Origin of the sequence: Bacillus sp. LBG-1-113, from assembly GCF_020708615.1 — a bacterium.
GTDB classification, from domain to species: Bacteria; Bacillota; Bacilli; order Bacillales; family Bacillaceae; genus Bacillus; species Bacillus mojavensis.
Genome location: NZ_JAJFDG010000008.1, coordinates 26,987 through 39,596, shown reverse-complemented (window position 1 = coordinate 39,596; position 12,610 = coordinate 26,987). Strand labels below are relative to the sequence as shown.

General features: G+C 42.2%; 9 protein-coding genes. 2 read left to right on the top strand and 7 right to left on the bottom strand.

Going from position 1 to position 12,610, the window contains the following annotated elements; genetic code table 11:
- Nucleotides 1-25: 25 nt before the first annotated feature.
- Genes LJF29_RS16730 through LJF29_RS16720 form a run of 3 tightly spaced genes read right to left on the bottom strand, consistent with a single transcriptional unit; the run spans nucleotide 26 to nucleotide 3,710 of the window.
- Nucleotides 26-1,150 carry a Ger(x)C family spore germination protein gene (locus LJF29_RS16730; RefSeq protein WP_229149764.1) on the bottom strand — a complete coding sequence of 375 codons (1,125 nt, stop codon included), beginning with the start codon at nucleotides 1,148-1,150 and terminating at the stop codon, nucleotides 26-28.
- Nucleotides 1,147-2,253: a spore germination protein gene (locus LJF29_RS16725; RefSeq protein ID WP_229149763.1), complete on the bottom strand. Its 1,107-nt coding sequence runs from the start codon at nucleotides 2,251-2,253 to the stop codon at nucleotides 1,147-1,149. Before LJF29_RS16725 ends, LJF29_RS16730 begins: the two co-directional genes overlap by 4 nt.
- Nucleotides 2,254-2,258: 5 nt before the next feature.
- Nucleotides 2,259-3,710: a spore germination protein gene (locus LJF29_RS16720; RefSeq protein ID WP_229149761.1), complete on the bottom strand. Its 1,452-nt coding sequence runs from the start codon at nucleotides 3,708-3,710 to the stop codon at nucleotides 2,259-2,261.
- Nucleotides 3,711-3,973: 263 nt separating this feature from the next.
- Between LJF29_RS16720 and manA the strand changes: the two genes are divergently transcribed.
- Both manA and LJF29_RS16710 read left to right on the top strand, forming a co-directional pair.
- On the top strand, nucleotides 3,974-4,924 hold the full coding sequence (manA, locus tag LJF29_RS16715) for a mannose-6-phosphate isomerase, class I (RefSeq protein WP_229149760.1): 951 nt from the start codon (nucleotides 3,974-3,976) through the stop codon (nucleotides 4,922-4,924).
- A 131-nt stretch (nucleotides 4,925-5,055) separates the two neighbouring features.
- Nucleotides 5,056-7,698 carry an N-acetylglucosaminidase gene (locus tag LJF29_RS16710; protein ID WP_229149758.1) on the top strand — a complete coding sequence of 881 codons (2,643 nt, stop codon included), beginning with the start codon at nucleotides 5,056-5,058 and terminating at the stop codon, nucleotides 7,696-7,698.
- Nucleotides 7,699-7,740: 42 nt separating this feature from the next.
- On the opposite strand, the gene LJF29_RS16705 is transcribed toward LJF29_RS16710, so the two are convergent.
- The 4 genes from LJF29_RS16705 to LJF29_RS16690 are packed head-to-tail and all read right to left on the bottom strand — an operon-like array spanning nucleotide 7,741 to nucleotide 12,527.
- Nucleotides 7,741-9,600 carry a CDP-glycerol glycerophosphotransferase family protein gene (locus LJF29_RS16705; RefSeq protein WP_168748893.1) on the bottom strand — a complete coding sequence of 620 codons (1,860 nt, stop codon included), beginning with the start codon at nucleotides 9,598-9,600 and terminating at the stop codon, nucleotides 7,741-7,743.
- An 18-nt stretch (nucleotides 9,601-9,618) separates the two neighbouring features.
- A complete protein-coding gene (locus tag LJF29_RS16700; RefSeq protein WP_229149756.1) occupies nucleotides 9,619-10,788 on the bottom strand; it encodes a CDP-glycerol glycerophosphotransferase family protein in 1,170 nt (389 codons plus the stop codon).
- 3 nt (nucleotides 10,789-10,791) lie between these two features.
- On the bottom strand, nucleotides 10,792-11,817 hold the full coding sequence (locus LJF29_RS16695) for a ribitol-5-phosphate dehydrogenase (protein WP_229149755.1): 1,026 nt from the start codon (nucleotides 11,815-11,817) through the stop codon (nucleotides 10,792-10,794).
- The gene (locus LJF29_RS16690) at nucleotides 11,814-12,527 is read right to left on the bottom strand and encodes a 2-C-methyl-D-erythritol 4-phosphate cytidylyltransferase (RefSeq protein WP_168748890.1); all 714 of its coding nucleotides are present in this window, start codon (nucleotides 12,525-12,527) and stop codon (nucleotides 11,814-11,816) included. The genes LJF29_RS16695 and LJF29_RS16690 overlap by 4 nt, the downstream gene beginning before the upstream one ends.
- Nucleotides 12,528-12,610 lie beyond the last annotated feature (83 nt).

Below are 12,610 nucleotides of genomic sequence, written 5' to 3'. Positions count from 1 at the left end.
CCAACAGGCGCACCCTTTTTGCTGCTTACCTCCCAACTGTTCCAAAATTAATGATTTTGAAAGAAATATCGTATGTGAACTCCGCCTCAGTGAACGTTTCATCCCAATGCCCTTTTACTTTATTCCAGTAATCCGGGTATTCAATCCGAATATAGTCAGATAAAAAGATAGGGTCTGCTTTATACGTATGCTGCAGCTGATCCATAATCTGCTTGATATCGTGTTTCAGCTGTTTCTCAAAAATGTTTTCCAGTTTGCGCAAATAGCTCTCGCTAAAAGAGTTTTCCCTTGAACTTTGATCTTCTGTCAGAATGCCTGTTGTTTTGACAGAAATATGAAAGACAGGCTTTCCATTCTGAATGGCAGGTTTGATTTTTGATTTGGACTTTTTAATCTCAAATGTAATCGGACGTCCTTTTTCTTCCGCCGGCATGACGCCGCCTTGGATTGTCCCCATTACCCATGTCAGTGTTTGTGTTTCATCCGCTGAAAGAAATCCGACGAGTGTATTGCTGCCGCTTTTAATAATGCCAGCCCCGTCATACTTTGCTTTTCCCTTTTGGTTTTTTACGGCTTGAATGAGAAAACTGTGGCCATTTTGGCAATAGATAGAAGCTCTCCCGATCCGAAGCGGCATCATAATTTTCCCGTTATATCCGCTGTTATTTGTCAGATCAATCAGCTTCTCGGAAGGCATCGTCAGCTGCTGCTTTGGACTTCCTTTCGTGAAAATTTCTCCCGCTTTCCCTCTAGCTGCCATCAAATAGCTGCTTCGCCTCAGCTCATCGTCCCGGATAAAATGGTTGAACACTTGATCTATATTTTGATTTTTCAGTAGCTTTTCTCCCAAAAGAATCACTTTTAAATGGTCACTATAGATAGGAGGGTCCTTGATGGAAACATCACTGACCGCTTCGAGAATGGTTTTCCCGTGGGATGTCACATTGACAAATTCCGGTTTTCCTGATGATTGGCTGTCTTCACTTTGGGGAAGAAGGTTTTGATAGGTTAATTTATACTGATGGTCATCAGTTTCATCGATAGCAAGTCCCCTGGCGAAAGACAGTTTTTCAATATTTTTGACATCCCAGCATCCGTAGAGTAGCTGCAGCATCAGAACCATTGCTGCAAGCTTCATCGTTGTCTTCATTGTAGCTGACCCCTCCCCAGCTTCTTCTGTACCCAGCTCAAAAACCAAATGAGAAAGGGTATGAAAATAACACCTAAAAATGCATATCCGAGAAGTGAACCGTAATAAAACACGGCATTCAGATCGTCAGGAAACATTGTGAAGAAAAATGTAACAGCCAGCAATGCAGCAAGCAGCCACGGATTGTTTTTATTTTTTAGATGAAAAACATCTGTTAATCCGATATGCGCGCCTTTAAAGGAACCGAGCATACAGGCGAATTGCTGCGCTGTCCAAGTCAACTGTAAAAACAGGTCAAATCGTTCAATAAAAATCCCTGGGATTTCTAATGCATGGATGAGTGAAATGGTCGGCCACGTCACTGTTTTAGCCTCAGCCACACTCATACAGCCAATGACAATAAACAAAGTAACGCTGTAGAAAACAGTTGAGGTTGCAATGCCCAAAGCGACAGCTTTTTTAACCTTCTTCGGATCTTTCATAAAGGGAATGAGGTAAAAAATGACTTCAAATCCTGAAAAATATAAAAGGGTTTTAGGAAATAAAGAGAAAAAGCTTTGATAACCGCCTTCAAAAACGGGCCGGATAAAATCTAACTGAAACAAACGAAAGCTAAACATCAGAAGCATCAGAAAAATAATAATAGTGATAGGAAAGATATACGCATATACCTTCGCAATGGGGTAAACACCTCCGGCCACATGATAGATGGCAACCGCCAGAAAAATAATGACGACAACCGCCATCGGCGTGTTTTTTAATAGAAAGAATGCGACAACCTCTCCCAAGACCCGGGCTTGAAAGCATACGATACCGATAAAATAAAGGGTAATAAATACATTCAAAAAGAAACCGATAAATTTTCCGGCAGCAATACTGTTGAGCTCAAAAATTGTTTTTCCGCTGTTTCGTTGAAGAAAAGGCAAAAAAAGCAGTGCAAAAATAATAAAAATAACGCCCTGCAGCAGGATCATAATCCAGCCGCTAGGACTCTCGGTTTCAGCTGCTGAGCGGGGAAGGGTTAAGACGCCGGCACCGATCATTGTACTGCTTACCATAATAAGCGTCTGCATAAATGTAAGCTTGTCCTCTGATTGCATCATAGCCATCACCTTTGTCTGATTTTATCTTTTGTGTCTTTGCGGGTCGGCCTTCTTTTTAAAAATAGGGTAGGGACGCGAATCACAGTGTCCTTTAAATCTTGTCCGGGCTGTGCCATTATGGGAATAATGTAATCTTGGCCAAAGCTTTTCAGTCGCATCAAGTGGCCGATCACAAACAGAAAGACCATGATGACGCCATACATGCCAAGCATCGCGGCACTTATCATACCCGCAATGCGAATAATCCGCAGCGGAAAGTTATAGGCGTATGAAGGCACAGTAAAGGATGCCAATGCGGTAATTGATACAACTATGACCATCAGTGCGCTGACGATTTGCGCCTGTACGGCTGCCTGTCCAATGACAACGCCTCCAATAAGCCCAATCGTCTGTCCGATCGGTTTTGGCAGTCTTAAACCGGCTTCCCTGATCAGTTCTATCGTAAATATCATAATAAAAGCTTCGACAAAAGGCGGAAAGGGTACATTCAGCCTGCTGCCTGCAATCGAAATAGCCATTCTCGTCGGCAAAAGGCCGGTGTGGAAGGAAACGAGAGAAATATATAAGCCGGGCAAATAAATGGTAATCAGAATGCTTGAATAACGAAGCAATCGAATAAGAGACATTGTAATCCAGCGCTGGCTGTAATCATCCGGTGAATGAATAAATTCATCCACCGTTGCCGGTACAATCAATGCAAATGGTGTACCGTCCACTAATATAGAGACCCGTCCTTCTAACAATGAGCTTTCTACACGATCAGGACGTTCTGTGCTTAAAATCGTGGGAAAGATTGAAAAGGGTTCATCTTCAATGAGCTGTTCAAGTGTGCCTGACTCCGGCAAATCATCTGTCGTGATGGATTTCAGCCGTTTAAACACTTCTTTTACGACATAATCAGGGGCAATATCCTGAATATAAGCGACAGCTATCTTTTTTTTCGTCCTTTTGCCTATTGTCATTTCTTTTATAACGAGATTTGGGTCACTCGTCCGCTCTCGCAAAAGCGCCGTGTTTGTCCGCAGTTTTTCAATAAAGCCTATTTTCGGCCCGCGCTCCACGATTTCAGAGGAAGGCTCTTCAAGGTTGCGCGACTTTAATGTTTTTGTGTCAAATGCCAGCCCCGCACTGTAACCATCAGCCAGCAAAATGGTATGTCCGGAAAAAATCAGCTGCTGTATTTCTTTTATTGTAGAAACAACGCTGTGATGATAGCCGAAAAAGAAAGCGGATAAATCCTCAATTAAGCCATCTTTTTGAGCTAACGATTCTTTTTGTAAAGGAGAAATGACGTATTGCGCCAGAAGCTTATTTTCTGTCAAACCGTCAATATACAGCAGGCAAGCCTTCTGTCTGCTGTCTCCGAAAGAAAACGTATAAAACATGATATCGTCGTTTTGCCCCAATTTTTTTTTCAATGTTTCTACATTACGCTGGAGATCAGAGTCGATTTGCATAGTTTCTCCCCTTTATAAAACATATTGACGGTTTTTCTTAATTTGTATCAAAAAAGGAGAATTATTCTTCATAAGGAAAAGGCTGAAACAAACCTTCTTTTCAAAGTGATATAATAAAAAGGAAGCGTTTTCTCAAGGGGTCATGGATACATCATGCTTTGTACATATGTTGTCATTGAAAAGCAGACAGACATACGGGCGTTTGTAAGGGGCACGCACCGGGAAAATAATGATCAGCCATTTAAAGGGGAGGGGTACGGATCATGACGCAATCACCGATTTTTTTCAAGCCAGTGTTTAAAGAAAAGATTTGGGGCGGCACCGCTTTACGCGATGTCTTCGGGTATGACATTCCATCCAAAACAACAGGGGAGTGCTGGGCCATTTCCGCTCATCCAAAAGGACCGAGCACTGTTGCGAATGGCCCGTATAAAGGAAAGACATTGACCGAGCTTTGGGATGAGCACCGGGAATTGTTCGGAGGCGTGGAGGGAGACCGATTCCCGTTACTGACGAAGCTGCTGGACGTAAAAGAAGATATGTCAATTAAAGTTCATCCCGATGATTATTACGCTGGAGAGAACGAACAGGGAGAACTCGGCAAGACGGAGTGCTGGTATATTATTGACTGCAAAGAAAACGCAGAAATCATTTACGGACATACGGCCCGCTCAAAAACTGAGCTTGTCACAATGATTAACAGCGGCGACTGGGAAGGCCTGCTGCGAAGAATCAAGATTAAGCCAGGTGATTTCTATTATGTGCCGAGCGGTACGATACACGCTTTATGTAAAGGGACACTTGTGTTAGAGACCCAGCAAAATTCAGATGCCACATATCGGTTCTACGACTATGACCGTCTCGAAACAAGCGGCAAGCCAAGGGAGCTTCATTTTGCAAAAGCCATTAACGCGGCGACCGTTCCCCATGTGGACGGATATATAGACGAATCAACCGAAACAAGAAAAGGAATAACAATTAAAACGTTTGTCCAAGGGGAATACTTTTCCGTCTATAAATGGGACATTAATGGGGAGGCTGAGCTTTCGCAGGATGAGAGCTTCTTGATATGCAGTGTAATAGAAGGAAGCGGTTCGCTTACCTATGGAAAAGAAACATGCCCGTTTCAAAAGGGCGATCATTTTATTTTGCCTTACAATATGTCCGACTTCACAATTAAAGGCACATGCACACTGATTGTGTCTCACATGTAAACTTAATCTCACTTTGAGATTAAGTTTTTTTATTTTTCAAAAATGGAATGGATTGACCTATAAATAGAGCATACGTGTGCCGATAAATAAACTAGTTTTATATACTCATTGAATAAGAAAGAGGAGAAGGAATGAAAAAGAGATTAATCGCACCGATGCTTCTGTCCGCCGCGTCCCTTGCCTTTTTTACCATAACCGGCTCAGCACAGGCTGCAGCGTATACGGACTACTCGATTTATAAGGTGGAGCCGGCAAAAACATTCAGTACAGAAATCCAAGCCTCTCAGGCTGCCGCCAAACTCGAAAAAGACACAGGCTGGGATGCATCCTATCAGGCTTCAGGCACAACAGCAACTTATCAGATTACCGCTACAGGCATACATAGCGAAGCAGAAGCTAAAACTTTGCTGAGCGGACTGACAAAGCAGACAGCCATTACAGGCACATCCAGTCCAGTCGGCAGCAAACAGCCGTATATGACCATCACGTCCGGCGCAATATCAAGTGAAAAACAGGCAAACATTCTGCTGGCCAAGCTTAAGCAGGAAACAGGTGTCGCCGGCGCTGTGAAGATGTCCGGCACAGCCCAGTTTTACATGAACGTGGTTACCTCGGAAATAGCGGATGAGAAAAAGGTCAAGGAGCTTATCCAAGGCCTGTCAAAGAAAACGGGGATAAAAAGCACGTACCAGCCTGTCACACATGAAGTATCTGTGACAAGCATTCAATCTGGCGCTATGATCGGAGACAGCAAGGCTGCGCAAGTTAAAAATGCATTCCAAAAAGAATCGGGACTGAAGGCATCGTTAAAAGAAACAGTGAAAGGCCAAGCCTATTACACGTTTACAACAGCCCCTATATCAGGCGAAGCAAATGCAAAGACTTTGTTACAGCAGCTGAAACAAAGCACCGGAATTACGGGAAGCTACAAGTCAATCAATCAAAAAACAACAGCAGACGTATACAATGTCCAATCGGCTTATTTCAAAGGGCTGAATACAGTGAAGGACGCCGTCAGCCAAATCAAGAAAAACACTGGGGTGTCCGGATATTATCAAAAGGTTGGCAAAAGCACATCATATACTGTAAACATGAAAAATTTGACGAAGCAGCAGCTACAAAAGGTCCATGCATTCTTCAAAAAGAAAAAATGGCATTACACATCATCTGCCGTGAAAAAAACGACAACGTCATCTGCCTATCAAATTACGACTGCACAGATATTAGGTGAGCAGCAGGCCAACAAAGCTGCGGCCTTCTTTACACAGAAAAAAGTAAAGGCAACGAAAAAAGCGACTGGAAAAACAACCGAAAACCAATATCAGCTCATTTCTGAAGAAACAACTGACCAAGCAAAAGTTACGAAAGGTTTGAACGTTTTAAAGAAAAATAAGCTGAGTGCTACAGCCAAAACAGTAAAAAAACAAATTGCTAACACATTTAAAATTACAACTGAATCTCTGCTGGAAGCGGCAAAAGTCAATGAAGCCATAACGTTTTTTAAATCGAATCAGATTTCAGCCGCAAGCAAAAAAACGGGTCAAACAACAGGAAGTAAATATCAAATCACCACTGAGGCGATCATCAACAAAGAGGACATCGATCATGTACTTGCTTTTCTCAAAAAAAATAACGCCTCTGGCACGGCCGCGAAAACAGGCGCGACAGCATATACACAATACAAAATCCTGACATCTCAGCTTAGCAGCAAAACAGCATTGAACAATGGACTGAACTATTTTAAAGCTCAACAGTTAAGCGCGAACTACACAACCAAAAGCAACACGCTTTATAAAATTAGCCTTAATGAGCAATTCACAGGCAATAGTGCAGCCTTAGCGGCATCAGCGAAGCTGAAGCAATTATATGGATGGACATCATCCACTGTAAAAATCAAAAATGGTCCGCAAATCATGAAAACGAATTATAATCTATCGCTTCGTGATATGGTTCAAAAACAAATGAAAGTCAGCCCGCAAACCGACGGTGCAGCTTACGTATCACTCACATATATCAATACTGCAACCTCAACGGTCACAGCTGATGTACTCAACATCCGGTCAACACCGGCAGTCAGTCCGACGAACGTCATTGGCCAATTAAGAAAAGGTGATAAAGTGAGAATCATCGGCCAGACAAACGGCTGGGCTAAAATCAATATGGGGTGGAGAAATGCTAGCAGTGATGAAGTAGGACAATACGTTGACCCAAACAACTTTTCCATGGACAGCAAATACTACTTCCAATTTCTTAAGCTGTCACAGACAGCCGGCCTCAGCGTTGCCGAAGTCAATCAGAAAGTGCTTGCGGGCAAAGGCATCCTGACAGGGAAAGCAAAGGCATTTATCGATGCCGCAAATAAGTACAGCATCAACGAGCTATATTTAATCTCACACGCTCTCCTTGAAACAGGCAACGGAACATCCGATTTGGCCAATGGTTTAACCTATAACGGAAAAACCGTTTATAACATGTACGGAATCGGCGCATACGATAGCAACCCGAACTACTACGGCGCCAAATACGCATACGAGCAAGGCTGGTTCACTCCAGAAGCCGCCATTATCGGGGGCGCCAAATTCATAGGCACATCCTACATTCATAACACAGCCTACAATCAAGATACGCTATACAAGATGAGATGGTCAGCCACAGCTGCGCACCAATATGCAACAGACATCGGCTGGGCATACAAACAAGTAAACCGCATGTACAGCCTGTATTCATTGCTGGATGGATACACGCTGTATTATGATGTTCCGGAGTATCTATAAATAAAAAAACACCTTTTGCCGCAGCAAAAGGTGTTTTTTTCATTATCTTTTAAGAACTTTATCCTCTAAGGGTTCCTCTTCCTGAGGAAAAACAATTTGATCAATGACACGTTCACTTGCTTTACCATCCAGATCATCAAAGAAATAATGTACAAATGAATCAATTTGATCGAAGTTATACTTTTCTTCTTTAATAATAGAAATCATTTGATCAGACGTTTTTGCAAGCGGACCCGGAATAAAGTCAAAGTAATCGTAATAGAAATCACGTTTCCGAATATAATCATCAACATCGTAGCTGAAGAAGATCATCGGTTTATTTAATAAAGCATATTCAAAGCATACTGATGAATAATCCGTAATCAGTACATCCGTCACAAGCAATAGCTCGTTGATTTCTCTGAAAGAAGAGAAATCATAAAAGAAATCGCTATACTGATAAGGGATATTGGCGTCGTTCCGCACAAATGGATGTATTTTAAATAAGAAGATATATTCATCCTTTAACTCATGATACAGACGGTCAAAATCAAGCACCTCAAAAGGATAATGAGCCGATTGCTGCCCATTTCCGCGGAAAGTAGGCGCAAAGAGGATAACCTTCTTATCTTTAAGGAACGGATATTCCGTATAAAGACGTTCCTTCACAAATGCTTTTTTCGCTTCATCAAAGAAGAAGTCAGTTCGCGGAACACCGGTAGCAATCACGTTCTCAATGTCCACGCCAAAGCCCTCTGCATAGTGCTTCCGTATATTTTCAGAGCTGACGATAACCTTCGTGTAGTTTCTGTGGTTTTTCGAATGCGGCGACGGTCCTCCCGGCAGTCCGATTCGGCTGTAGCCAAACGTTTTAAATGCGCCGACAGCATGCCACAGCTGGACAAGTTCGGCCTTTTTCCGAATTTTCAACGGATAAATAATTGGATAAAAATCATCAATGAAAATGATTTTGCTAGTCGCAAAATGATAAGCCATTGACATGAGTTCAGACAGGCTTTTTCTGTCACGTATGCTGCTCTTTAAGAAAAATTTAAAATCAAAGTTTTCTTCCCGCTTCAGCAGTTCCTCGTAAACAAATTCAAAGTTGCCTGTCAAATCAAGACGGCTGTCAGAAGCAAATACGATCTTGTTCGGCTTAATTGGAAGCAGGCGGAACACATCATAAGCAAAATGGAACAAGCTCGTATTCAGCTTGCGTAAAAAGCGGTTTGCTTCTTTCCCCGTATCGAGCTCTAACAGGCTTGGATCAATTTCCTGAAGCTTGTTGCAAGACAAATTAATCGTCTTTTCGCTCTCATCATAGTTGACAATCAAATTGAACTTCATCAGCTTTTTAGCTGAATGAAATTCCATCTTTGTCGCATACACATCATTAGAGAGGAAACTGCTGACATTTCCGACCGTATGCACTTCCTGGTGTTTGATATTTTGGTCATCGACTGCCTCGATTTCAAGAAAGAGCTTATACTCGCCTTGGGGAAGAGGCTTGTCATTCATCAATTTAGAAAAGTTAATTTGCTGTGAAAATCCTGCCCATTTATAGGCTTCAGGCACATTTGCAGTATTGATGGATAACTGTTCTACAGGACAATCGCGCAACGAAACAGCTGTGAATAAAACACCGTTGTTCACCAATAATAAACGTTTGCGAACCTGATCCTCTTTTTGCAGAGGCAGACCCTTAATATACATATAACCCGCAATCTTAAGGATCGACCCATTCCAAGAAAACTCAGAAATTTTTCTGACAGGCACTTGCTGATTTTCTTCGACACGCTTCGTTTTATCAAAAAGAGAAAAAACTCTGTTATCTGTTGGATGAACAATCAGAGCTGTATTTTCTTTTTTCACGTTTTTTCTTGATCTGAAAAGTCTGTTCTTAATCTTTCTGGCAAGCTTCACTTTGTACCTCACTTTCTCCTAATCGGCACCAGATGTTAAAAATGATGAAATAAAATCGGCTACCCGCTCTGAAGATTTGCCGTCTTGATGGGTAATAAACTTCTGTGAAAAAGCTTCAATCCGCTTCGTATCAGCTTCGTGCACATTCTCGATGTCTCGAACAAGCGATGTAGCGTCCCTAGAAATCGGCCCAGGCACAAATGATTCAAATGGATAGTAGAAATCACGTTCTTCTAAATAGTCTTCTAAATCCGGGCAGTAAAAATACATCGGACGCTTCAGCAGGCTGTATTCGAAAATGACTGAAGAATAATCGGTTATCAGTCCATCAGAGATTGCCATCAAATCATACAAAGAGTACGAATCGGATAAATCCAGCACAAAATCATCCTCTTCCGGACGCGCGTGCTGGCGCATATACGGATGAAGATGGAGCATGACGACATAATCTTTATGGTTTAGCGCTGATTTTAATTGTAGCAGATCAAGCGGGGTAGCGTAACCCTCTTGATGATGTCCGCTGCCTCGAAAGGTAGGAGCATACAAAAGCTTTTTCTTATGCTTTAGTTCAGGATAAGCCCGATCAAACTCATCTTGAACAGTGCGAATATGTTCTTGATCATAAAAATAATCCGTTCTAGGTATACCAAGCGGCAAAATCTGCTCTTGCTCCATTTGAAAAGCTTCAGCAAAATGCGGAACAGCAGCGGGTGCGCTGACAATTGCATAGTCATAGTTAGAATGCACAGGAACGATCTTCAAGTAATCGGAAGAAGGCCCAAACGGCTTGTTCACAATGCTGTAGCCAAACTTTTTAAACGCACCGCAAGCATGCCAAAGCTGGATGGCGACTGTTTCCTTTCGTTTGGGCACAACGTACAAAGGAAAATAATAATCATCCAATAACAGCACACGGCATGTGGCAAGATGATATAAAGAGCTGAAAAGATGAAGCAAATACGAAGCTCGTCCGATCAACCCTTTATCCATCTTACGAAAAAGCAGGGTAATGCGAAGAGACGGATCTTGCTTCAGCTTTTCATAGACTGCTTTAAAATTATCACTTAAATGATCCTCACGATAGGAAGCTATGACAACTTTGTTATGCTGTACTGGTAATAAAGCGCTCAATAGTTTATAAGCAGTGCCGAATACTCCTTTTATAATTCGTGTAAGGAATGTTTTCACTGTTTAAATATCCCATTCAATAACAGTTTTTCCCCAAGATGAAGTCAAATCTGCTTCAAACGCGTGTGTAATTTCCTCAATACTGCGTACCGGGAAGCGTCCGCCGACTAATGTTTCTAAATAATCAACCACTTCTGGGTATTGAGCTAAAAAGTCTACAGTACGGGCAAAATCCTCGCGTCCGCTGCGGCTGCTGCCGATCAGCGTAATCCCTTTTTCAAGCACCATTCTGGTTTCGATTTCAACTGGGTATTCAGATACGCCTAAGAGCGCTACACATGCCTCAGGATGGACATGGGTGATGATCTGTTCAATAGCACTTTCACTGCCGCGTCCGCCTACACATTCAAAGGCATGATCGATTCTTACATCCTCAGGAATGTCGTTAATTTGATAAGCCGCGTCAACAAAAGAGAAGTGTTCAAGTTTATAAGGCGTTTTTCCGAAAATAAATACCTTGCTGTCCGGGTACTTCTTCTTCAAAAGAAGCGTCATGATAAATCCGAGGTTTCCGTCCCCCCAGACACCGAATGTGTCACGCTTATTATGCGCCATTCGTTCAAATCGGGAAAGCGCGTGAACTGCAATGGTGATTAGCTCGGTAAAAGCAGCTACATGCGGGTCAATGCTGTCCGGAAGTTCAACGAGCCGATCCGGGGCCATAAACATGTAATCCTGCATGAAACCGTCATAGCCGCTGGAACGGAATCTGCTGGATCGCAGATAATTTTCCGCAATCACTTCATGCTCTTCAACCGGTGTATTCGGAACCATGACAACCCGTGTTCCGACTTTAAAAGTGCCGGTCGGATCAAACATCACTTTTCCGATTCCTTCATGGATCAGGGCCATCGGCAGTTTTTTATCCATAGCTTCTTTGCCGCGGGAACCAGTGTAATATCGCTGGTCGGCAGCGCAGATGGATAAATGTGTTGGCCGGACAACAACCTTGTCTGAATGGACAACTTTATCTTTATACGTCACTTCAAACTGTCGGGCAGAAACTAAACGATACGTTTGATTAATCATTGTGAAATTCGCTCCTGTAAAATGGCATTTGCCACTTTTAAGTCATATGGTGTCGTTACTTTAATATTAAAGACTTCACCGCGAACCAGCTTCACTTTTTCACCTGCTAACGAACAGATCTTACAAGCGTCAGTCAGGACGGCTTTTTGATCATCTGACAGCTGATTATAAAGCTCGACTAATTTGCTGATGCGGAAGCTTTGCGGTGTTTGTCCCTGATACATATTATCGCGTACAGGGATATCAGAGATAAACTCTTGGTCTTCTGAAGCGATAATTGTGTCAATAGCTGATATGACTGTATCGACAGCGCCATATTGAAGAACAGCATCAATGTTTTCCTCGATAATGCGATGAGTCAAAAACGGGCGCACAGAATCATGCGTAATAATCACGTCATCATCTTGAATGCCAAATTCTTTTTCAATATAACGGATGCCGCTCATAATTGATTCATTGCGGTCGCTTCCGCCTTCCACCACGACCAGGCGCTCATCGTTTCCAATGAATTTTTTTAAAATGTCTTTTGTATGGTTAATCCACTCTTTAGGTGAAACGATCAAAATCTTATCGAAACGGTCATTTAATAAAAATTTTTCAACCGTATGAATAATAATAGGGCGTTTATTTAACGGCAAAAACTGTTTTGGCATATTGACATTTCCCATGCGGGAACCTTTTCCACCGGCTAGAATCTCAGCATAAATCATAAAATGACTCCTTCCTTACCACAACTCATAATGTTTTATAAAGGGTTTTCATATTATTTGCAATAACGATCTCTATTATATAT